This is a genomic window from Parabacteroides sp. D25, assembly GCF_000307475.1.
Taxonomy (GTDB): domain Bacteria; phylum Bacteroidota; class Bacteroidia; order Bacteroidales; family Tannerellaceae; genus Parabacteroides; species Parabacteroides distasonis.
Map to the genome: position 1 here is coordinate 603,215 of NZ_JH976501.1, position 25,708 is coordinate 628,922.

The 25,708-nt window shown below is 44.9% G+C and carries 14 protein-coding genes; all 14 read right to left on the bottom strand.

Annotation, left to right across the window (positions count from 1 at the left end):
- Positions 1-9: 9 nt before the first annotated feature.
- Positions 10-1,698, bottom strand: a complete 1,689-nt coding sequence (locus HMPREF0999_RS05900) for a RagB/SusD family nutrient uptake outer membrane protein (protein ID WP_009275433.1) — start codon at positions 1,696-1,698, stop codon at positions 10-12.
- 26 nt (positions 1,699-1,724) lie between these two features.
- A complete protein-coding gene (locus tag HMPREF0999_RS05905) occupies positions 1,725-5,039 on the bottom strand; it encodes a SusC/RagA family TonB-linked outer membrane protein (RefSeq protein ID WP_009275434.1) in 3,315 nt (1,104 codons plus the stop codon).
- A 103-nt stretch (positions 5,040-5,142) separates the two neighbouring features.
- Positions 5,143-6,081, bottom strand: coding sequence for a FecR family protein (locus HMPREF0999_RS05910; RefSeq protein WP_009275435.1), 939 nt, complete (start codon positions 6,079-6,081; stop codon positions 5,143-5,145).
- Between the two features lie 105 nt (positions 6,082-6,186).
- Positions 6,187-6,774, bottom strand: coding sequence for an RNA polymerase sigma factor (locus HMPREF0999_RS05915; protein WP_005863638.1), 588 nt, complete (start codon positions 6,772-6,774; stop codon positions 6,187-6,189).
- A 174-nt stretch (positions 6,775-6,948) separates the two neighbouring features.
- A complete protein-coding gene (locus tag HMPREF0999_RS05920; RefSeq protein WP_009275436.1) occupies positions 6,949-7,740 on the bottom strand; it encodes a prolyl oligopeptidase family serine peptidase in 792 nt (263 codons plus the stop codon).
- Between the two features lie 151 nt (positions 7,741-7,891).
- Positions 7,892-8,383 carry a transposase gene (locus HMPREF0999_RS05925; RefSeq protein ID WP_009275437.1) on the bottom strand — a complete coding sequence of 164 codons (492 nt, stop codon included), beginning with the start codon at positions 8,381-8,383 and terminating at the stop codon, positions 7,892-7,894.
- A 174-nt stretch (positions 8,384-8,557) separates the two neighbouring features.
- Complete coding sequence (locus HMPREF0999_RS05930; RefSeq protein WP_009275438.1) at positions 8,558-10,351, bottom strand: family 43 glycosylhydrolase; 1,794 nt, start codon at positions 10,349-10,351, stop codon at positions 8,558-8,560.
- An 18-nt stretch (positions 10,352-10,369) separates the two neighbouring features.
- Positions 10,370-12,646 (bottom strand): beta-glucosidase BglX, encoded by a 2,277-nt coding sequence (gene bglX / locus HMPREF0999_RS05935; RefSeq protein WP_009275439.1) that lies wholly within the window; start codon positions 12,644-12,646, stop codon positions 10,370-10,372.
- 14 nt (positions 12,647-12,660) lie between these two features.
- The gene (gene bglX / locus HMPREF0999_RS05940; RefSeq protein WP_009275440.1) at positions 12,661-14,916 is read right to left on the bottom strand and encodes a beta-glucosidase BglX; all 2,256 of its coding nucleotides are present in this window, start codon (positions 14,914-14,916) and stop codon (positions 12,661-12,663) included.
- A 12-nt stretch (positions 14,917-14,928) separates the two neighbouring features.
- Positions 14,929-16,323 (bottom strand): glucoamylase family protein, encoded by a 1,395-nt coding sequence (locus HMPREF0999_RS05945; RefSeq protein ID WP_010182603.1) that lies wholly within the window; start codon positions 16,321-16,323, stop codon positions 14,929-14,931.
- A gap of 9 nt (positions 16,324-16,332) precedes the next feature.
- Positions 16,333-18,489, bottom strand: a complete 2,157-nt coding sequence (locus HMPREF0999_RS05950) for a family 43 glycosylhydrolase (protein ID WP_010182604.1) — start codon at positions 18,487-18,489, stop codon at positions 16,333-16,335.
- A gap of 140 nt (positions 18,490-18,629) precedes the next feature.
- The gene (locus HMPREF0999_RS05955; protein ID WP_009275443.1) at positions 18,630-20,795 is read right to left on the bottom strand and encodes a glucoamylase family protein; all 2,166 of its coding nucleotides are present in this window, start codon (positions 20,793-20,795) and stop codon (positions 18,630-18,632) included.
- A gap of 115 nt (positions 20,796-20,910) precedes the next feature.
- A complete protein-coding gene (locus tag HMPREF0999_RS05960; RefSeq protein WP_005860289.1) occupies positions 20,911-22,407 on the bottom strand; it encodes a RagB/SusD family nutrient uptake outer membrane protein in 1,497 nt (498 codons plus the stop codon).
- A gap of 24 nt (positions 22,408-22,431) precedes the next feature.
- Positions 22,432-25,473, bottom strand: coding sequence for a SusC/RagA family TonB-linked outer membrane protein (locus HMPREF0999_RS05965; RefSeq protein WP_005863650.1), 3,042 nt, complete (start codon positions 25,471-25,473; stop codon positions 22,432-22,434).
- Positions 25,474-25,708 lie beyond the last annotated feature (235 nt).

The window sequence follows — 25,708 nt, forward strand, 5'->3', positions numbered from 1 at the left end:
TTTAAAGAATTAATAACCCGGATTTTGTGTTAATTTCGTATTTAACTCAAGCACAGAAGTAGGGATCGGGAAAACGGTTGTAAAACCGGTATTATCCACTACGTAATCGCCAGTGGCGACATTATGATGCACTCCCGCATAACGATCAGTCGTAGGTTCCGTATAAGTCCCGAAACGTATTTGATCCTGACGGCGCATCCCCTCATAAGAGAATTCCAACATGCGTTCATCCAAGATATCTTGCAAAGTCACGTTACTTTTCTGTCCGGCTTGTACACGGTCACGAATCTCATTCACTTCCGCATCACCGCTTTGTCCCATACGGACTTTCGCCTCAGCCGCCAATAACAAGGCATCTGCATACCTCCAGAACACCTTATCATTATTATGATTCAAATAAGAAGAAGTCGTATTATCCACCTCATATTTAGACATACGGGCTCCCGCAAATTTTAATATCTGGTTCGGTACATCCTCCTTAAAATCAACAACCACATCCATTGGGTTATAGCATAACTGAGCTCCATCGCCTAAACCCGCATCTATCGGCTTGCCATCCACGAACACCGGTCCATAAAAGAACGTCATATCCATACGGGGATCTTGTTCATCCGTACCGTACTTGAAAACTTTCATCTGTTCTACGGTAGCGCAGGCACCATTCCAACCTTGCAAGCCATAAGCGGATGCGTGGGCCGCATATAATGTACGAGTCGGATTATAATCGCTCACTTTATAGGTAGTACCATCACTCGGTTGAGTCCAGATATTTTCTACCGAACTATCGTTTGTCTTGGAAAAATTCTGGGAGAAGTTGGGTTGTAGACTATATCCCTCCTTCTCTATCTGTTTCTGACAATAAAGAACCGTCTCCCAAGCGTCACGAGTCGTACCATCCAACGCGATCTTAATATTTTTGCCCGCTTGGTTTACATACGGCGCAACTTTAGCGATACCACCCACCAAAGAACCATCATTCCAATCATCTTTTGACAAGATAGGACTATTAATAGCGACTTTCGCCATCGCCATATACCCCACAGCCTTGGTCACCCGGCCATAATACTTGCCCATATTCTGGCATTTTCCACTGGGCAAATGGGGAATGCAATCCGTCAACTCATCCACAATAAACTGATAGACCTCGCTTCTCGAAGATTGATTCACATCCGCCATCACAGTCTTCGAAGAAGTAACCAGAGGTACACGACCGAATAAATCGACCAAATGATAATACAGAATCGCACGCACGGCACGAGCCTCATATTGATAATCTTGCAGATAGCTCTCCCCACCCGCTTGAATGAAGGTCTCCAGATTATCGATCGAGGTATTACAGTTACCGATAATCGTATATAGCGCATTCCAAGTACTCTTTATCGTAGCGTTACCCGGACCATAATTATGCAAAAACAAGGATTGCCATTTACCTCCATCTACCCAGTCGCCTTGTCTTCCCGGCAATATCCAAGCATCGGAAGAAAACTCTTGTAAAGTATGCACATTATCCGTACTTCCATATAACCGATTCCCAAATGAGGTATAAATCGTAGCGATCGTATTTACATACACCAATTTCTCACTTTTATAAGCTTCTTCTTCCGGTATCTTACTCTTGGGATCCTCATCCAAAAATCCGGAACAAGCGGAGAATAAACCACCTAAAATCAGCATGGAGCTCACCAATACTTTTTTCATGACAATACGTATTAAAAGATTAACAATTAGAATTTAACACCCAGTGAGAGTGAATAAGTACGGCTCAACGGATAAATCAATTTATCATCCACACCCAACGTACCCGAAACAGAAGATTTAGACGCCACATTCGCCGAGTTGATAAGCGGCGTCATACCAGAATAACCTGTGATGGTCGCGACATTGTTAACAGAGAACGCCAAACGCAAGGATTTTAAATACTTCTCAATCTTCAGTTTCTTGACGGGAATATTATAACCTAACGTAATATACTCGATATTAACATAGTTACCATTTTCCAGATAATAATCAGAAATCTTGATGTCGTATATCCGCTTATCCAACGCCCCATCCAATATATTATAGGTTGGATACAATGATAAATTATTAAACGTCAAACTTGTACCATTATAGATTTTATGCCCGAACGCCCCATTTAATTGAACCGCCAGATCAAAATCTTTATATCGCATATTAACAAAGCCACCCATATATACCTTTGGTAACGCTTGACCCGCTATATAACGGTCACCGCTATCCGATAAGTCCACTTTGCCATCGCCATCCAGATCCGCGATATCATAAACAAACTTACCATCTTCCTTCTCTACCAATCCGTTGCAATGAGGAATATAGAATACGCCTAAGGGTTGTCCCTCCGTCAAGTAAGTAACACCCGCATACTGGGTTAAGCTAGGAGCGTTCACCGCCGATACTTGGATATATTTACTAGTCGTAAACTCTGACCCCATATATGTACCACTTAATGATTTAAGCTTATTCTTCTGGAAAGACAGATTCGTACCCACGGTTAATGAGAAATCTTTTTTCTTGATGATATCGCCGCTGATCGCTACCTCAAAGCCGTTATTGGTCATTTCTCCTAAGTTCGCAAGCATAGACGTATATACGAACGGAGGAACCGGAACGGTATAAGTGTACAACATATCTTTCGTAGTAGACGCATAATAATCCATTGTCAAGCGAAGACGGGATTGGAACATCGCTAAATCCACGCCCACATCAAACGTATACTTCTTTTCCCAACGCAAATCCGGATTTGGATTTGAATCGATATAGAAAGTAGTCGTAGCCGATCCATCCACCAAGGTCGTTCCATTCGGAGCCATCAAGGAGAGGGATTGATACGGATCGATCGCATCTTGATTACCGGTCACGCCATATCCGGCTCTCACTTTCAAGTTATCGATAAAAGTCAAGGACTTCATAAAAGCCTCGTTCGAGGCGATCCAAGCGACAGAAGCCGACGGGAAGAATCCCCATTTATTACCATAACCTAATTTAGAAGAACCGTCGCGACGGACATTCGCCGTAACTACGTAACGGCTATCATACATATAATTAAAGCGTGCCATATAAGATAATAAAGCGAAACGGGTAGCATTAGAGGTAGCGTCACCCCAACTTATGTTAGCACCGGCTTTCAAGTTATTATAGGTAAAATAATTCGTCTCGTAACCGCTGGTTTTCGTGGAAGACTCGAACAAAGACTGTGTCTGCGCCTCCAATAAAGCCAAAGCGTTAATGCTATGCCGTCCGAATTCCCTTGCGTAATTCAATTGGAGATTTCCCATCAAGTCATTTCGTTCCGCATATTTCAAATAGGCCTGTCCATTCCCGTTCATCGAACCCTGTTGGATATCATTCGGGATATAACGCCGGTCATTCAAGCTATAGTAAGTATACGAACCGAATCCCGTCAAGTTCAATCCCTTGATGATCTCCACGTTTACACGTCCGTTCACGTTCACATGAGAGGCTATTTTCTTATTTGTGATCTCCAACATACCTAAGGGGTTATATACCTCGATCGCGGTCTTATCCTCATCCCAGATACCCGTTTCCGGATTCTTATAGTTCGGATACGTAGGATTGTAAGCTGCCGCCGAATAAATCGTACGGTACATATCAAATTGATGATCGCCTTCCCTACGTGATCCAAACATGCCTAAATCAAACTTCACCCGTTTCTGGAAAGCATACTGGCTTGCGTCCACTTTGGCCGTATAACTATTGGAAGAAGAATTCTTCAACAAACCCGGACGGCGGATCACACCGAGAGAGGCCCTTAGATTGGAATTATCATTACCGCTCGTAAATGAGAGATTATGGGTCTGGGTAAGACTGGCAGAACGTTCCACCTCCTCAAACCAATTCGTACTCGCTCCCATATCATTCGTACTCAATCCCATAGCCACCGCACCGGCACGCCATTCATCGGCCGTTAACATTCCCAAGTTCTTATAAACCTTATTAACACCGAATAAACCATTATATTCAATTTGAGCGAAACCGGCTCTACCCTTGGCAGTCGTAACGACAATTACCCCGGACGCACCCCGTGAACCATACTGAGCCGTCTCCGAAGCATCTTTCAAGATAGTCAAAGACTCTATATCGGAAGGAGAGATGGCGTTCAACATACTTAAATCTCCAAATACCCCATCGATGATAACCAACGGATCATTGCCTCCGGATAGAGAGGTAGTACCCCGGATACGGATATTCATATCACTCGTAGGGTCTCCACCTACATTACTGATAACAACACCAGCGACCTTACCCTTTACCGCATCCAAAGGCTCCGTAACGACACCCGAGTTCATATCCTCTTTCTTTACTTTCTCCACAGCACCAGATACGGAACGCTTGTTTCCTATGGCGTAACCCACAACAACAACATCATCCAGCCTTTGAACGTCTTCATCCAATGCAACATTAACCACCGAAAGATTCCCTATACTCACCTTCTTACTTACATAGCCAATATAAGAGAAGACTAATGCCGCTTTTCCATTTTGTACTTCCAGCACATAATTCCCGTTAAAGTCGGTTATCGTCCCGTTTTGGGTACCTTCCTCCAGCACGCTGACACCGATCATCGGTTCTCCTTGGGCATCTTTTACAACCCCGCTAATTTTCTTATTTTGTTGCTTTATTACCGCATGGATCTCTTTGTTCGCCTTCGCTTTGTAGATTATAATATGCTCATCTTTTATCTCATACGTCAATCCCTGTTTTCTCAGAACCTTATTCAAGACATTCTCGAGTGGCTCTTTGCTGACATCAACAGACAAAACCTCTTTCAAATTGACTTCACTACTTTTATAGATAATAGAATAACCAGATTGTTTTTCCAACTCACGGAACACTTGTTCTAAAGTAGTCTGATTCAGAGATAAATCAAGAACAACCGGAGACTCTGTGGCAGCTAATATATTACTCGTATTTAGTATTAAAAATAACATGCCGATTGCCATAACACGAACTATAAAGTATGGAACACCATACTTTACACGAATTCCTGTGTCTTTCTTCATGATAGATAAATTTAAATATTAACAATAACTAGAGGTCATTTCAAATAGCTTGGCTCCTACACTCTTTTCCAGATTTCACTTCATAGGCAAATGAATTTAAGTATTAAACGTTCTTGACTAGCTTGATTTTTCCATCCTTCTGAATATATGTCCATGAGCGTTGGTAAGATAACTTTTTAAGAATATCATCCAAACTCACGTGTTTCCGGAAACTTGCGACATATTTATCATACTTTATCGACTCGGAGTCTATCTCGATCCTCACGTTGAACCGCCTTTCCAATATGGTAGAGATTTCTGCCAACGTCTGATCCTTAAACACCAGAATACCGTCCTTCCAGCACGTATAATCTTCCGCATCCACCTCATGGCAATAGAGTTTACCTGTATGGCTATCTTTAATTACCTGCTGATTAGGAGATAATATCATATTCTCCTTGCCATGATCCGTCAATACTTGCACGGAACCTCTTTCCAAGGTCAACACGGCTTGGCGATCAGTATCATAAGCCTTGAAACTAAAACGGGTACCCAATACTTTCGCCGAGAATTGCTTCGTATGTACGATGAACGGGCTCTCCATCTTCTTCCTGACATCAAAGAATCCTTCACCCTGTAAGCACACTTCACGGTTATCGGAAAATTCGGCCGGATATGTCAAGCTAGATCCTCCATTCAACGTAACTTGAGTACCATCAGAAAGGGTGAGATGCGTGATAGCACCCTCCGGAACTTCCACGACAATAGGCGCTTGAGCCGTTAAGAGCTGCCGACTATTGATGATTCCGATAGAAACGATTACAGAAGAAAGAATCAAGATTGCGATAGAAGCGGCCACCGGCCAATAACGGAATAGACGGGTTCTTCTAGTTGCCATCAGATTATAACGACGTCCCAACTTCTCTTCCACCCGTTTGAAAACAGCCTCTTTTCCCTCCTCCGCTTCTTGAACGGATAAAGTGTGTTTCGCTTTTATCGCATTTAAAAGCTGTAAAATCAGCTTTATCTCTTTTTCTTGATTCTTTTGATTATCCACAATCATACACTTTTTACTTGTAGGAGCCACCTACATTTGATTAATGATTCTATAAATAAAGAGTATGGAAGTCTTTTTTACCTATAAAGGGTATCACGAGTTTAACATTCATTAAAACAACAGATGAATTCTCCTTTTAACGACATTGTAATATCGGCTCACCGCATCCAACATTTTCCGGATTGCGATATTCATTTGTTGCTCCACGGTTCCTTCCGTTATTGACAAGGCTTGAGCGATCTCTTTATGCTTCATTCGCTCTTCACGAGCCAATAAGAAGATTAATTTGCAGCGTTCGGGGAGTTCGGAAAGGGCTTTATTATATACCTCTGTCATCTCGGCGTCAAGCAGATCACTATCTACCTCATTCGTATCTATATACAAATCTATCGGTAGCTCATCAATGGATATGTTTTGGCGTTGATGCTCTTTCTGTTTCAAGTAATGGAAAGATTCGTTTCTACTGATGATAAATAACCAAGCGTTCAGGTCTTCTATATCAATCAATTCTTCCCTTCTTTTCCATAGGATACAGAATACCTCGGATACGACTTCCTCACGATCTTCCTTATTTGGCAGAAAATATCCCACAAAACGATTGACCGTGGCATATTGTATGTCAAACAACTCACGAAAAGAGGCATAATCTCCTTTCGCGACACGAGACAGTAGAGTTTTTAATATGAATTCGTTTTTCATTACGATTAGTCAAATCCATTGTCTTTCATAACAGATGGACTCATCTCTCTCCTTTTGTGGCAAAAGTAATAAAAAACTTATAAACAAAAAGCCTTATCAAATATTTAGCTTCTTCTTAATAAGAGGGAAGCACTTATATATGATAAGGCCTATAAAAGATACAAGACTTACTAACTATAAGCTATGCTGGAACATCCAAGCCAGATAATCCGGTTCGGCGAAAGCGTTATCCCAACTGTTATGGTCTACACCGGGAAATTCCTTATAACGGACATCAGCTCCTGCTTTCTTCAATGCCTCATTAGCGTCACGGGAGAATTGTACATCGACTACGCTATCGGAGCCGCCATGATAAATACTGAAAGCCGTCTTGCCCTTAAAGTTTGCCAAACGTTGCAAATTCGCTCCACCACAGATCGGGGTGGCAGCGGCAAACAGGTTCGGGTAACGCATCACGATATCGAACGTGCCCATACCTCCCATCGATAGGCCGGTTACGTAAATGCGTTTCGTATCGACCTTACCTTCCGCTATATAACTATCCAATAATTCCTTGACTGCGGCCATTGATTGCGTGGCCGGGGCATTCAACGGATAAAAACGCTTCCCTTCTTTTCCGGCGTTCAATCCCTTATATTCAGACCAAGTCTTCTCTGCCGGGCATTGAGGCGCTATGATGATAGCCGGATATTTGGTTTGATTCTCGAAAGAAGCGAACATATCGCCACCATGTACTAATTGGGCCTCATTATCCGACCCTCGTTCGCCCGCTCCGTGCAGGAACAGGATTACTGGGTATTTCTGCGCCGGATTATAATCTCGGGGATACAGAACCCGATAATTCAATTGATAACCATCACGAGCCGTAAACTGCTTTTTCAAAAAACTAGCCTTATCACCAGCATATCCAGCAATGGAGAGAAGAAGGCAAAGAGACAAAAAAAAGATACTTCTAAGTGTTTTCATACAACATTATATTTAAGTTATTAATAAATCACACATTATTATTTAGTTGTAGAGACGGGGCGTGCCCCGTCTCATCCCAGTAAAACAGTAACTTTAAGATACCATCAGACGGTGGAAGACGGGGCACGCCCCGTCTCTACAACTAAGGAGATTATATATAGAAACAATCACTTGCCCAGTTTAGGGGATTGTTTTCAATGTAATCTGCTATACGATTCATTTCAGCATGATCACGAATAATGTGATCATGGAAACGTGGTTGCCATGCAAAAATACGATTATTTTGATGTGCATATACCGTGACAGCAGATTTAATGCCTCCAATCCCTATCGACAGCAATCCTTTATTCCCCAATGGTACTAACGCCTCATCTCCCGCCACAAAGACCACGGCATGTACATGATTAGGCATCACAACAAATAGAGGGATTTCAAGGTATGGATAATGGTTATTTGCATGCTCTAAATTATCATGAGTGAAGTGACCTAATGGATTCAGCGACATTTGCCCGCCAAGTACACAACCAAAATAACATTGTTTATGTGCTGTACAGATCGTGATAAAATAAATACCTCCATTGTAATCGTGCCAAGTGGCACGGGCAGATTCGATACGGAAACGATTTTGATATAGGTTTGCCATAGTTATGTGTCTTAGTTAATTGTTCTTTATAGGTACAAATATAGCATATATTCTGAAGCGAAAGAATATAATAAAAAATATCTAGTTGTAGAGACGGGGTGTGCCCCGTCTCTTTCCAACAAAATGGTATTCTAAATTACTATCAGCCTGTGTAAGACGGGGCACGCCCCGTCTCTACAACTGGATGATTGGTTTTGTCGCTTCTGATACACCGTTCTCGTTGAATGCCTCGATGGTGAAATAATAAGGCTGGTCGGTGGACAGACTCTTTAATAGTAATTCATTCTTTCCGTATAGGAGCCATGAATTGTATAGTTTATCGGGAGCGATACCCCAACGGATGTTGTAGCCTTGGCTGTTCTTGGCTGCGTCCCAAGTAATCATCGCGTCACGGCGGTCCGCTTGGCGAACGACCTTGAAGTTCTTCACCGTCGCAGGCTTCTTGCCCTCACCGATACCGAACACACGCAAGTCCGAGATCGCCAGATGAGGCGTCGGGACCTCTATATTCTTATAACGGACATAACGGACACGAGCCGGATTATCCACTTGTACGTAATCATTCGGGACATCCTTATAATTATTCCGGCGATCCACCAACGTTACCCAATCCTGCCCGTCCAAAGAGCCTTCCACCGCATAACGGTGGCGTAAACCGGGAATACGTCCATACATATTCGATTGATGATCGTGATAATTCACTTGCACGGCATATACCATAGCGGGAGCCTCCAGATCGATCTCTACCCATTCGGTATCTCCATTCGTGCGAGCCATCCAGAATGTCTTACATTCCTCATCCGTCAAGTTGGCCGGAAGGAAATTGGCGGAGGTCTTGGGACGGTTCGATTCCGTGAATCCTTGCGCGGCGGGAGCGGAACCCTCCGCATACGAGGAAGCTTTCACCGGCTTTTTATAAGAAAGCAACATCCACCCCGTAAACTCTCCTTTCTTTCCCGGCTCGGCGGGAGCGTAATGCGGATAATCACCGAAGTTATTATCACAATACATAATGCCCTCCTTATCGAAGAAAGTAGGATACATGCAGAGGCGACGCTCCCAATTCACCGTAGCCGAGAGAGACATAGAGGCGAAATGCCAATAATTACCTCCCGGCCCCACCAAGGTACTTCCGTGTCCGGCACCATTCATGAAACCACCGGGCTTATAGCTTACCGGGTTATGCGATTGATACTTATACGGACCTAATGGGGAGTCCGCCACATAAACACCATCGGCATATACGTTGAATTCCGTACCGGGGGCGGCATACTGCATATAATATTTACCGTCGTGCTTGGTCAGCCAAGCCCCTTCCATATAGCCTCCCAATACCGTATCGGTATGGTTCTCGCCAAAACGTTCCCAGCCATGCTTCGGCATATCCAAGCCGAAAAGCTCGACCGTCTCACCCTCGATCAAGAAACGGTCATCCTTATTCAGTTTCTTGCCCCGAAGCGGATAAACATTGGAAGAGCCCCAGAATAAATAAGCTTGCCCGTCATCATCGATGAATAAATCCGGGTCTTGTAGGTCGTGGAGTATAGCAGGAGTAGCGTTCCAATTACCGGATTTCGGATCATCGGTATAAAGAACGCTCATGGAGCCGGACGGATCACCCATCACATAAAGCACGGAATCCTTATAATTATGAGCGGCGGGAGCGTTGGAACCCTGAGGATACCAGTTTTTACCGGGAGTGATAAAATCCCAGTTCAATAAGTCTGTCGAATGCCAGTAGCCATGCGAGCGGGTTACGAACATATAATACTCGCCCCGGAACTCCACCACGGCGGGATCGGCCCCCGAACGGTACGACAGGTTGTTCGACGAGTTATAAATCATATACGTATAATCCACATTAAGCGGATTACAATACGTATTCGCCCGCATGGATTGAGCGGTGGCGGAACCTCCGGAAGCAGCCAAGAACAGAGCCGAAAAGATATATTTTGATAATAGTTTCATGTTGATATGTATTAATTTTTACCGCAGAGAGAAAGAAGACTGATTCGCCTCGTCGGCAGAATTCAAGCCTACCCAAACCGTGAAATCACCCGGCTCGGCTTTCTTCTGCATATCGATACCATAGAAAGCCAGCAAAGCTTCGTCAATCGTGAAAGAGACTTGCTTCTTCTCGCCCGCTTTCAAAGTCACCTTCTCGAAACCTTTCAGCTCTTTAACCGGACGGGTCACGCTACCCGCCAAGTCGCGGATATACATCTGGATGACCGTCTCGCCATCCACCTTACCCGTATTCTCTACCTCAGCCGTTACCGTGATCTTACCCCCTTTCGTGAAAGAGTTCTGATCCAGCTTCATAGAGTTCACGGCGAAAGTCGTATAGCTCAAGCCATAACCGAACGGATACAACGGTGTGTTAGGCACATCCATATATCTGGATTTATAATCCGTATCCGGAGCTTCCGGAGGAACCGGGCGGCCTGTCGGTTTCTGATTGTAATACAGAGGCAATTGACCTACCGTACGAGGGAAAGACATCGTCAAGCGAGCGGACGGATTATAATCGCCACTGATCACATCAGCCATACCATGACCCGCCATCGTTCCCAGATACCAAGCCTCCAAGATACCGTCGACATGCTGATCCTCCCAAGAAAGATCCAAAGGACGTCCGTTCACCAAGATCAAACCTAGAGGTTTACCCGTCTTTTTCAATTCTTTCAACAAGGCTTGTTGAGCGCCCGGCAATTTCAAGTCCGTACGGCAAGCGGCCTCACCACTCCAGTTGAAATCCTCGCCCATAGCCGCCAATACGATATCCGCACGGCGAGCCGTAGCGATCGCCTCAGCGAATTTAGATGAATCATCAGTCAAGAGATCACATCCCTCGGCATAAATGAACTTCACGTTCGTACCGGCATATTTCTCGGTCAGGCCCTCGAACAAAGAGATACTCTCCTCACGCTCACCCCGGCCGGCCCACTCGCCATTCTGGTTGATCTTATCTTTTACCATCGGGCCGATCAAGGCTACCGTAATATGCTTATCCTTCGAGATCGGAAAGAAGTTATTATCATTCTTCAAAAGGACGATCGAGCGAGCGGAAGTCTCACGAGCCTCTTGCAAGAACTCCGGCTTCATGATCGTATTCTTCTCACGCTCATTGTCCAAGTAACGATACGGATCATCGAACAAGCCCAAGAGGAACTTCATCTCCAAGATGCTCGCCACGGCACGGTCGATATTCTCTTCCGAGACTTTACCCTCTTTCACGGATTGTACAAGATATTGGCTGTAGATGCCACCCGTCATATCCATATCGATACCGGCGTTCGCAGCCAGTTCCCCAGCCTCCTTGTCATTTCGCACGATACTATGGGCTACCATCTCATTGATACCGGTATAATCGGTAACCACGAAACCATTGAAGCCCCAGTCCTCACGTAACAAATCGGTCATCAACCATTTATTACCCGTGCTGGGCACTCCGTTGATCTCATTGAAGGAGGCCATGAACGTAGCGACTCCCGCTTCCTTAGCCGCTAAATAAGGCGGCATATAATAATTCATCAATGTATTTTGCGACAACTCGGACGTATTATAATCACGTCCGGCCTCAGCGGCCCCATAAGCGGCAAAGTGCTTGCAACAAGCCAAGACCGTATTCACGTCGGCCAACGAACGCCAATCGTTTCCTCCTTGGAAACCCTCGACACGGGCCTTCGCGATCAAGCTTCCCAAATACGGGTCCTCACCGGCACCTTCCATTACACGTCCCCAACGGGCATCCCGGGAGATATCCACCATCGGGGCGAACGTCCAAGCGATACCGGAAGCGCTCGCCTCATCCGCCGCGATCGCCGCGCTTTTACGCATCCGCTCCAAATCCCAAGAGCAGGATTCCGCCAACGGCATCGGGAAAATCGTACGATAGCCGTGCACGACATCATAACCAAACAATACGGGTATCTTCAAACGGCTCTCGGACAGAGCCATCTCTTGCATTTTACGTACGCCATCTACCGTATATACATTAAACAAGCTTCCTACAAGACCTTGTTTCAGCAAAGTCTCATAATCCCCCGTCATAACCGGGCCGGTTACATCCCAGTTACAGGAGTATTGGGCCATCTGCCCCACCTTTTCCTCCAAGGTCATTAATTGGAGCACAGAATCTACACGGCGTTCAATATTTTTGTCGCCGCTGAAGCTTTTCCAGCCACTTACAGCGGGTTGCTGGCATCCACCTAAGGTAGCGGCAACGGCCGCACCAGCGATAAAAGTCGTTAACCTTTTCATTATTCGTATCTGTATTATTTGTTCCAAGTTACCTGCGCCGATTTCACGTCCCGGGAGTTCGTACCTACGTAAATATTGAATAAGCCCGGTTCCCAGATGTATTCCAACGCGCTGTTATAAAATTTCAAGTCTTCCGGCGTAATCGTAAAAGAGACTTTTCGGCTCTCACCCGGTTTCAAGGAGATCTTCTGGAAGTTCTTCAACTCTTTCATCGGACGGGAGATGCTGGCAGCCGGATCGCCGATATATAACTGTACGACTTCCTCGCCCTCTAGCTTGCCCGTATTCGTCACCTGTACGCTGGCGGTCAATACACCGTTCTCTCCTTGCACACTCGTCTTATCCAGCTGAAGATCACCGTAAGAGAAAGTCGTATAACTCAAGCCATAGCCAAACGGATACAAAGGATCGTTCGTGATATCCAGATATTTAGAAGTGAAATGATCATCCGGATTCATTGGGCGGCCTGTTTTCTTAGCATTGTAATACAAAGGAATCTGGCCTACGCTACGAGGGAATGTAGTCGTCAATTTACCGGAAGGATTCACGTCGCCGAACAATACGTCCACCAATCCGCGAGCCGCGGCGGAACCTCCATGCCAAGCCTCAACGATCGCGGAGAATTGGCTATCCTCCCACTCCAAGGTCAACGGACGGCCGTTCGCCAAGACCAATACTACCGGTTTACCGGTCTCCAGCAAAGCTCTCAACAGCTCTTTCTGGCTCTCCGGCAAACTAATATCCGCACGGCTGCAAGCCTCTCCGGACCAGTTATTCGGCTCACCCACTACGGCAATGATACGATCCGCATCTTTCACTTTCTCAACCGATTCCTTCACCAAACGGGTATTCTCCACCGGATCAACCTTCAAGCCACTGGCTTTCGCCAACATCGGCTCGTTCGTCAAATTACATCCCTTGGCGAAGATCACACGGGCCTTATTGCCAACCATTTCTTTCACAGCCTGCACTACGGAAGCCGACTTCGCCGTATCGATACCACACCATGTCCCGAACAACTCAACCTTCTTATCCGCCAACGGGCCTACCACGGCGATCGTCCCTGTCTTTCGCAAAGGCAACAAACCCTTGTCATTCTTCAACAAGACAATGGATTTGCCGGCGATATGGCGAGCCGTATTCATATGCTCATCCGTGAACGTATTCTTTTTCGCACGATCCGCGTCCAAGTAGCGATAAGGGTCCTCGAACAAACCTAATTTATATTTCGCCTCCAATACACGGCGGCAAGCCTGATCGATATCCGCTTGAGACACACGGCCCTCTTCCAACGACTTCTTCAAGGTCGTGATATAACCATTTGTCATCATATCCATATCCAAGCCGGCATGCAAAGCCAAGGCCGATACGGTCTGCGTATCACCCAAACCATGATTAGTCATCTCGCCGATCGAATTATAATCGGAAACGACAAACCCATTGAATCCCCATTGATCACGAAGCAAATCGGTCAATAACCAGCGGTTACCCGTAGCCGGAATCGCCTCCACCAAATTAAAGGAAGACATGACCGTGGCACAACCAGCCTCTACAGCCGCTTTATAAGGCGGGAAATACTCATTAAACATCTTGATACGGCTCATATCCACCGTATTATAATCACGACCGGCCTCGGAAGCGCCATACAAGGCAAAGTGCTTTAAGCAAGACAAGATCGTGTTCTCTTTCGTCAAGTCATCTCCTTGATAGCCTCTCACCATGGCGGCGGCGATCTTTCCACCCCACCAAGGGTCCTCTCCACTACCCTCGGCGATACGTCCCCAACGAGCGTCACGGGCGATATCCACCATCGGGGAATACGTCCATGTCACACCGTTTGAGCTGGCCTCGATAGCGGCGATACGGGCACTTTGCTCGATCAACGTCGTATCCCAGCTACAAGACAAAGCCAACGGGATCGGGAAGATCGTATGATATCCATGAATCACATCCAGTCCGAACAAAAGCGGAATTCCTAAGCGAGATTCCTTAACCGCTATCTCCTGCAATTTACGGAACGTCTCCAGCTCCGAGCCTCCCGTAGCACCCAGCCAGCCCCGACGAATCGTCTCGTCCGCACCTTCCGAGCCACTCAAGATGCCGGGAACACCACCACCGGACAAGTTCAGCTGTCCGATCTTCTCATCCAAAGTCATTTTACCCATCAACTGATCGATAAACGTATCCATCGCTCTCGTATCTTGAACGGGCTTTTGTCCGTATGCCGCAAGTGCCAAACAAGCGGCGAATGATAATATAATCTTTCTCATGTTATTTAAATATTAAGATTCTCTCGCATTATGGATCGTGAAACCCAATTTCTTCAAACCGTCCTGGATTTCCGGACAGCTCATAAACAAACGCCACAGAAGGCCCGTACGGTAATTCTCGATCATCGGTGCGATCGTACATTGGTCTATCGCCAGATAACGATGCGGATACCAATTCTCGCCTTCACTGAAAGCGTCGTAAAAACCATACTTACCCCAGATGCTATCTCCCAGATTGAAATAGAAATGCTTCAATGCCTTCGAGGATTCCTCCGGTGTATACGGATAACTGCTCAAGGTGGCTGTCGGCGTAATTACCCCATGATCGTTGGAGGGCATATGCGCGTTATAGCCTTTCACGGAATAGCTGGCGGTCAATCCCCAGCAAGCGTCGCTATATCCCTTGAAACCCTTCGGATTCTCCGCGCAATAACGGTAATCGATCAAGACGTGATTCCGGTTCAAGTCCCAGTAGTTAGCGTATCGATCCGACAAGCCTACCGGACATAGGCCGATATAAGAATAATGCGCCCAAAACAACGGGCCGCCGTACTCCTCGGCATAATTATGTTTCAAGATCAAAGGTAAATCGTAAGCGACCGCATCGCTCTTGATCCCCCCTTTACGAGCCCATCCGTTATGATAAGCGGAAGCCGGGATCGGATACGTAGGCGAAGACGCCGCCAGAATATAAGTGATCAAGCATTCATTATAACCTTCCAAAGGAAAATTCATCTCCCATGCGTAATCCGGGCTCCAATGCCAATACAATACATCCTGCCCGTTCAAATACCAGGTCCATTCCATCTCACGCCATAGCTGGTCAATCTTCGCAGCCAACGCTTTCTCGCTCTCATTACCATCCTTGAAATATTGGCGTACGCATAAGAGACCTTGCATTAAGAAAGCGCTCTCTACCAAATCGCCTCCGTTATCCTTCTGGCCGAAAGGCTTTACCTTACCCGTAGGTCCATGCATCCAGTGAGGCCAGACCCCGTGGAAACGATCGGCCTTCGCCAAGTAATCAGCGATTTGATGAAAACGGGCCACACCTTCCTCACGGGTGATAAAGCCACGCTCAATACCTACCAACAGCCCGGCGATACCAAAACCACTACCTCCGGTGGTCACGATATCAGCGTCGTTCTCAGGATACACGCCATCCGTATGGATACGCTCACAGGCCAGTCCGGAGGTAGGCTCCGCACCTTCCCACATATAATTAAAGTGAGCCTTTTGTATATAGGTCAAGAATTCATCATCCGACTGAAAATCCAACTTACGCTCATTGGGCGTAGACTCTGCGGATGTGTCACTTTTCTTGGCCTCATGACAAGCGGTCAACGAAAAGCCAAGCAACAGGGTAACAACGCCTGTACGGAAATAGGTATTCATAGATATATACATTTAAAATAGTTATCGTCTCAATACTTTACTCATCGGTGAACGGCCGCTCTCTCCCAATGCCTCGATCGAGAAATAATAGTCCGTATCCTTATCCAAGCCCCTGAAATCGTACATCGTATCTCCCAGTACCGTGATACTGTTGTACAATTTATCCGGCGTTATACCATAATAGATATTGTAAGCGTACGCCTCTTTTACCGGCTCCCAAGTGATCAGCGCATTCCGCTTATCCGCTTTTGAGCGTTCCACCTTTAAATTCTTAACGGCGGCGGGAGCTTCTCCCAAACCATTTCCAAAAATACGAAATCCGGACATAGCGAAGTTGCCCGAAGGCACATGTTCGTTCACTATTTTCAAATAACGGGTTTTCAAAGGCTCACGCAACTCGATATAGTCGTGCGGAACGTCCTTGTCGTTATCGCTCTTATCGACTACCAATTCCCAATTTTGTCCATCTATAGAATGATAAATACGATATTGATGATACAAGTCCATCGCCTTATTATGCTGTACGGCTCTATGCTCGTAATAGTTCAACTGGATCGCACGTACCTCTTTCAATCCCTCTAAAGAGATCTGGAGCCATTCACCCGGCTCTCCCGAGCGGGCGGACCAGAAAGTACGCATGCTCTCATCCGTTACATTCTCTGGTACTAACGTACTATCCATGGAAGAGGCCATCACCGGTTTTCCATACGATAGCAACATCCAGCCGGAAAACGTATTCGCGATATCATCTACCTTCCCTTTCGGCGTAAGCAAAGGATAGTCCCCGAAAGCGGTGTTCGAATACATCACGCCATCCTTATCAAATGCCGTAGGGTACAAACCAATACGACGCTCAAACTTATATTTCAAAGAAAGCATGCAAGTAGCCACATGCCAGTAATTGCCATACGCATCCTCGAAAGTACCACCATGACCGGCACCTTGTACGAAACCTCCCGGCTTATAGCTCATCGGGTTATGTTTCTGGTAGGTGAACGGGCCCATCGGCTTGTCGGATACATAGACACCATCCGCATAGACCTTGAACTCCGTTCCCGGCGCACCGTATTGGAAATAATATTTACCGTTATGCTTGGTCACGAAAGCTCCTTCCGTAAAAGGCGCTAAAGTCGTACTATCGTCATTGTTCATCCCGAAACGTTCCCATCCGTGTTCTTCCGGGCGCAGCATCATGATCTCTTGGATCTTGCTGATCGGGTGGAAATCACGGCGATCCAATTCCACTCCCTTCAAAGCAAACTCATTACTTGAACCATAGTACATATACAAACGTCCGTCATCATCCAGCAAAAATGCCGGGTCCCAGCTAGGAAGAGCCGTTTTCTCCACATACCGCTTGAACTTTCCGCTTTTCGGGTTCGTACTATACCAAATAGGCAATCCCGCATAGGTAGAACCGGTATAGAACAAGGTATCTTCACTTACGAAAGCGGCCGGAGCGCACAAGTCGTCATCTTCCGGATAACGTTGGAAACCGGCGAATACAAACTCCCAATTGCTTAAATCCTTGGAATAATAGAATCCGGCTTGGTTCGTGGCGAAAAGGAAATATTCCCCTTTATACATGACCATCATCGGATCGGCCGTAGAGCGGAAAGAGCCATTCTTCACCAAATCCGGCAGATTCGCCCGGAAGCAGTAGCTCAAATTCATCGGGTTGCAATAGGTAGAGGGATGATCGGCCGTAGCGTCGAACCAGCGGGTGGCTTGCTGAGGAGCTTTTACCCGTACATCACGAGGATCCGCTTCCATCCGGATATCTATTTTCGTATCGTTATCGCCAAACGTGCGATAAGCGTACTTCATCCCCGGATAATACACGAATAACTCATGATCGTAGCGGCTTGCTTGTATCTTATAATAGCCTGTCGCATCGGTGGTATAATGAACCGGGCTAGCCGTGAACATCACCGTAGCGCCTTCCAAGGGCTTGCCGTCCGGTCCGGTAATCGTACCTTCCAGAAAATGTTTTTGGGATACGGTAATATAGTAATCGCTTACCTGCCCCTTGATCACGATCACGGAATCTCCCCGCTCGTTTACTTGAGCGTTTACGGTAGAGACCGCGAAGAAAGAGGCAAGGAGTGATACGAGCATACACTTATTGTAGGCTTTTAAGGAAGCGCTAGAAACTCCTACGTCTTTCCGGAAAAACATGTACGTGTTTTCCGAAAAAGACGTACATGTTTCCGAGAAAACACGTACATGTTTTTTCCAAGAAGCGATAGCCCTATTTATTCTATTACATGCCAGCATATTATGTTCAAGATAAGTTATTGTTGTTTTTTGTCGCATTATTATTTTATGGATTGAATCTTTTGGATACCTTTCTGGACATCCGGATGGCTCATGAAAAGGTTCCACAACAGATTCGTACGGTAATTCTCGATCATAACCGTTACAGGCGCTTGATTCAATCCCATAAATAAGGGAGACACCCAATTTACAGTCAAGTTGAAAGCATCCCGGAAACCGTACTCACCCCATAAGAAGCTGCCATGGTTACGATAATAATTCCGCAAGGCTTTCATGGAAGCGTCCGGCGTATAAGGGAAAGAAGCCAGAGCGCCCGTAGGTGCCATCGTTCCGTTATCCCTGTGCGGCATCGGCTCCTGAGCTTGATAGTTCCAAGCGAAATCGCTGGCGGTCAATCCCCAACAATCTTCTCCATAACCTACATACCCCCCTTGGTTCTCGATACAATACCGTTGATTGATCTTTGCCATTTTCTGGTTGTTCTCGAAATAATTCGTATACTTATCCGTGAACTTATGTGGGTCCAGCCCGAGATAGGAGTAATGGATAAAGAAAAGAGGACCTCCATTAGAGACACCTACTTGCAAGTTCTCCCCATAATAAGTATTGCCATTCGTATACATCTTACCATCTTCTACACGCCCCCAATCGGCACGGTATTCTTGCGCATACTCCTCTTGGCTGGCCCAGCCGCTATAATACATCTCCGGAGAGATTCCGTATTTCGGCCCCATGATAGCCAACATATAGGTAATCATGGTCTCATTCCAGCCGATCAATTTATGATTGATCACCCACGCCTGATCTGGAGACCAGTGCCAATATAGATATGGGCTGTCCTTAAATTGCTTATACCAGCTCCATTCCACGTTTTTCCATAGATTATCGATGCTCTTACGGATTTGTTTCTCCTTGTCATTCTCTTGGTTGAAATATTGACGAGCCGTTAACAGCCCTTGGAATAAGAAAGAGGTCTCCACCAAATCACCTCCATTATCTTTCGGGCCGAAGAAAGCAACCGTCTTCCCGGTTGTCCCATCGATAAAGTGAGAGACCGCCCCATGGAATTTATCCGCTTTCTCCAAGAAAGAAGTGATTTTCAAGAAACGCTGTACGCCCTCTTCCCGGGTGATAAATCCCCGTTCGATACCCGCCACGATCGCCATGATACCGAAGCCGGAAGCCCCGGTAGCGATCATATCATTCCGTCCGGGAATATTCTCACGGGCAAGACCGCTGTTTGGCTCCGCTCCCTCCCAATAGTAACGGAAGTTCGCTTCCTGTACCATATCCAGCAATTGCTCGTCCGTCATTGGATAGGTAGTGGCCGAGACTGTCTGGGAATCATTGGATTCATTCAGCGCATAATCCACGGCCGTCACCTTATAATAAGCCTTTTTACCAACCTCTCCCAAGAAATCGGTATAACGATTCATCCAAGGGCGGCGGACAGCGACCGGCTGGTAAGTGATCCCGTCGAAAGAACGGTAAATGCGATAGTATTTTATATCCTCCTTTGATTGAGGAATCCATTTGATATAGATATGACGCTCATAAGCCTTAGCTTCCTGCAAGACCGGAGCGTTTAAGGTACTTACCGACGGAAGGGAAGCCGGCAAAAGCTCTATATCGTCCAAATAAATCGTATATTCGTTTCCATCGGCCGTACCGGGACGAAGGGCTACGGCCGCTAATTTCTTGATGTTCGTATCGTTCACGGCGTTTAATCCGAAATCCTTCAAAGGAATGGATACGGAATGCCATACGCCGGGACGTGTATCTTTCAGATAATTTCTCAGGTTTAGGTATTGGGTATACGTGCTGTCCGCATAACGAATAGCGATATTGGGAAGAGCGGCAGCATCCATGCTCTCTCTCAGTTGTACTTGTAAAGAGAGCGTAGAGGGCTCACGAAAGAAGTCATTGCCACGGACCGGGCAATATTGTATCTCGCTATACCAATCTCCACCGGGAGCGGATACATAGGTAAGCTCCAAGGAATTGCCGGGTGTAAAAGCGACAGAGCCGGCAACCGGAAGATGATGTCTCGCATTTTTAATCCAAGAAGGTGAGGTATATTTCGCTTGAGAATAAAAGTAATCCCCTTTCATCAAGCTATTCTCGAAGAAAACATAGTCGTAAGGTTTCTCCACCGCTTGCAAGCTGGCGGATAATAAGAGAGTAGTTAGTAATGCGATGTGTTTCATGATGTTGATATTTATATAAATAAACGATATGATTTGAGATAAAATAGGCGGTGCCAAACGGGTTGACACCGCCTTGCCAAACTACAAAGGTCTAGTAAATAATGAGAATCTTATATTACTCTGTTACTTCCGGCTCAAAAGGCACAGGCTCAGCTTCTAAGTTAGGATTCAAGTCAATTTGATCCTGTGGTATCGGATAATATTCGCTTTCTCCTTTCACAAAACCCGGAAGTTCTTGAGTGGCTCTGTCCGTACGGACTAAATCGAAGAAACGTTCGCCCCATTCCAATGCCAACTCAACTTGACGCTCTTCCAGAATTTGATCCAAAGTCGCATTTGCAATCGGAGCTAAACCAGCACGTTCGCGAACCAAGTTTAATGGAGCGTCTCCATTTTGTCCCTTACGAACTTTAGCCTCAGCGTTCATTAACAACACATCAGCATAACGGAATACACGGATATTATTATTATCGCCATATCCAGTACGTCCCGGAGTCATTTGATTAGCCGGTGTATAAGCCTTTCCATTATAAGCAGTCGGTTCACCCGGTTGAGCGACAGGAATATAATCACCGTCACGAGTAGTGGCATCCGTCATGAGGAACGTTGTTTCCGCACGAACCGCTTCACCACGTTTAGAGAATAAATTACGGATTTTCTCAGTCGGCTCAATAAATGCCCATCCAGAGATAGGAGCCTCTCCACGAGGACCTTGGAACGCAAACCAGTTGTCAGAAGAAACGATATCACCACTTCCATTTCCAAAGTCAGTAAATTGATACTCTAGCAAAGACTCATTACACAATTTTCCCGGAATCTTAAACAACTCATAGAAATCATTATACAACTCAAACTTTCCGCTATTGACGATATCCTCGGTCAAGGCCAATACCTCATCCCATTCATTATCATACATCTTCTGTTTCGCTTTCAACATCTCAGCGGTATATTTTGTAACCGCTCCCGGATGCTCAGACTCATTCGGACGAATAGCCGGTAAGTTTGCTATACAATAATCCAACTCGTCATAAATGTACTTCTTTACATCCTCTTTCGTATTCTTGAATACATTCAGTTCTTGATTGTCTAACAAAAGAGGCACATCGCCAAATAAATTTACCAACTGGAAATAAGCATATGCTCGGAAAAAGCGAACTTCAGCAGCATATTGAGCGTTTAATTGCTTGTCTGACTCACTCGTCAAATGTTTAGCATAATTCTCTAAAGACTCCAATGCTGAATTAGAAGTAGAGACAACATAATAGCAGTTTCCCCAAAGGCCACTTAATGCCCAGAAAGTAGTCAAACGATCATACTGGAATTTACTAGCATACTCATACTCAATCTGGTCCGTAGGAGATCCTCCTTTATTCACATCGTCACCGCGAACTATGATACATCCATACGAGGACCAAGACCCCAGATAACCACGAGCGGTCGCATATACACCGGAAACAGGCATATACATATTCGATTTATTCGTATAATCAATACCCTCTACCTCTACAGTATTCTCTGGAAGCTTATCCAAGTAATCACTACAACTGGATGTCAGCAATGAAAAGGCTAAAGGGATAGCCCATAAAATCTGTTTTTTTAATATATTTTTCATATACTTCTGATTAGCATTTAAAGATTAATAAATAATACGAAGACCTAACGTATAAGAAGATGCTAAAGGATATACACGCTCATCAAATCCATAAGAAGAAGATGCTATCTCACCTTTCTCGTTCTTACTACCCAACTCTGGGCTGAAGCTGTTTGCCTTGAAAACAGTCAAAGGACGATCAGCAGTCAAGCTCAAACGAATGCTCGGCATCTTGAATTTTCCAAAGTCTTTCTTCGGGAATGTATAAGCAACTTGTACATTCTGAATACGGAAATAAGAACCATCTTCTACATAGAATGAGTTAAAGTTAGAGATATTCCAAGGTTTTACAGAACCTTTCGCAGACATATATTCGTTAGTAGAGCCCTCACCTGTCCAACGATTCTCGAACTGATCTAAGTCATAGTTCAATTCAGAGTGCCAACGGCGGTCACCACGTTTACGGTTTACGATCTGGTTTCCAGCTACACCTTGCATAACCATAGAGAAATCGAAATTCTTGTAAGAGAATCCTAAGTTGATACCGTAATTGAAGTTCGGGATATAAGAACCCAATGTTACACGGTCTTTATTATCAATCTTACCATCCTTATTTTGGTCAACATACTTGAAATCTCCGGGCTCCAAACCATTTGCTACAGCAATCGGATCAGCAGCGATCTCTGCGGCATTCTGATAAACACCCTCAATATCATATCCATAGTAAGCATTCAACTCACCACCAACTTGAGAAATCGTACGGAACTCCGCAGAACCACCATATAAATAAGATAAACCATTCAAATCTTTTACCTCATTGTGCAAGGTTGTCAAGTTTGCTCCAATGTAGTAAGAGAAATCTTTACCGATCTTATCAGCCCAGTTAAAAGACAACTCAACACCTGTATTCAAAATCTCACCTCTGTTACCTAATAAGTTACCGGCACCCATTGGCAGAGGAGCGTCGATCACGGCATTTTGAGTCAAACGATAATACCAGTCTGCCTCTATTGTCAAACGGCTATTCAACGTACGAAAATCTAAACCGACGTTCGTCTCATTCACGACTTCCCAACCTAACCAACTAAAATAAACCAAGTTCGTATAACCAGGAACAGCGCTTCCTCCAAATATACCAGAGGTACCCATATCTTGCGTAATGGAAGCGAAACCATCACTAGCCGCAACCTTATCGTTACCTAACTTACCCCAGCTCGCACGTAATTTCAGATAATCAACCCATTTCTGATCTTTCATGAATCCTTCTTCTGAAATATTCCAAGCAGCACCTACAGAAGGGAAATAACCCCATTTCTCTTGGTATTTGGAAGAACCATCAGCACGCATTGTAGCAGACAATAAATATTTGCCTTTATAATCATAAGATACACGACCGAACCAAGAAACACCACGATAAGTCGTACCGTCATCGCCAGTTTTACGTCCATCCGCATTACCTTGATTCAAATAGTAATATTCCTCGTGTCCGCCCGGAACACCTGTAGCTTCTCCCCATAGGTTACGCCAGTTCTCTTCACGTACGGATTGACCCAACATCGCAGTTAAACCATGATCACCGAACGTATCTGTATAGGTCAATGTATTATCTAAAATCCAACTGTGATAAATATCATTCTTCTTATTCAAAAGGGGAGTCGAATTCAACTGAGTTCCACCAACCAAAAATTCTGGAGTATAAGCTCTTGTCTGGATAACATTGATATCTTGACTATAAGCCGTTTTAAAGAATAACTTATTCTCCGGCAAGAAGTCGAATTGCGCATAGAAAGAAGGCATTACGCGCAACATTGAATTTTTAGAATCATAATACTCCGCTTGAGCAACCGGATTGTAGTAATACTCACTCAAACCGATTTGGGCAGGAGAACCATATTTCGTAGGATACGGATTCAAGGAGCTATTTTCATCATATACAGGAATAATACCCGGTGTACGGAAAGCTGCTAACCAAACCTCGCCGTTTGGCAAGTTTTGCGTAGAGTTGCTCAAAACAACGTTAGCTCCTACTTTCAACCAATCAAAAGCCTTATAATCCGCTTTCGTACGCAAATTGAAACGAGAGTAATCATTTTTAGAATCCAAGATACCATCTTGATACAAATAAGAGGTACCCACAGAATAAGTAGCTTTTTCAGTACCTCCAGAAATGTCTAAAGAATGGTTGTGAGTTAAAGCTGTATGTAAGATCTCATCATACCAGTTTGTATTAGGAAGTGTTCCCCAAACATTTTTAGCGTTATTTACAACAGCCTGTAAGGTTTCATTACCCATCTCACTGATCATAGTCGCATATTGCTCACTATTAGCCATTTTCAATACATTCGTAGCCTTTTGAAAGCCAACATAACCATCATAAGTAACCGTAGCAGGACGATTCAACGCACCTTTCTTTGTCGTAACCAAGACTACGCCATTCGCCGCACGTACGCCATAAATAGAAGCGGCAGAAGCATCTTTCAAAATAGACAAATCTTGAATATCACTATTATTCAAGAAATCAATATTATCAAAGAACATTCCATCTACAACATACAAAGGTTGGCTATCCGTATTCATAGAACCGATACCACGAATACGTACGGAAGGACCGGAACCTGGCTGGCCACTATTCGTAATCTGCACACCCGGCACTTTTCCTTGCAAAGCACTCATCGGAGATGATGTCGCATGTTTCGTAATCTCATCAGCCTTGATCACGGCAATTGGAGCTGTCAAATCCTTAGCCTTACTCGTACCATAACCGATAACGACAACCTCTTCCAAGTTTTGCGTATCCTCACTCATAAGAACATTTACTACAGTCTGTCCGTTAACCGGAACTTCTTGTGTAGTCATACCTACATAACTAAATACTAAAGTCGCATTCTTGGGAACATTACTCAAAGTATAGTCTCCATCCATAGAGGTTATGGTACCGTTAGTCGTACCCTTAACCAAAACACTCACCCCGATAGCTGGGTATCCTGTGGCCTTTTCAGTTACCACACCGGTAACTGTCAGATTCTGCGCAAACATTGTTGTCGCGGCAAGTAACAGGCATAAACAAAGCATTAATTTAGCTTTCATTCATTCTAGTTTTAAAGTTGAACATTTGTTTTTACACTCATTATTAAATTTGAAGCAAATGAACACCCAAACCTAAAAAAGGGCAAATTTTTGTATACTTCAACACTACTGCAAGCCTTGCGCAAGCAGAAAATTACTACTTTTATACTACTGCAATACATATTAATTATCTTATTTTCAGTTATAATACATTTGTTAATTCAAAAGGAGAACATTATATGTTATTAAACACATC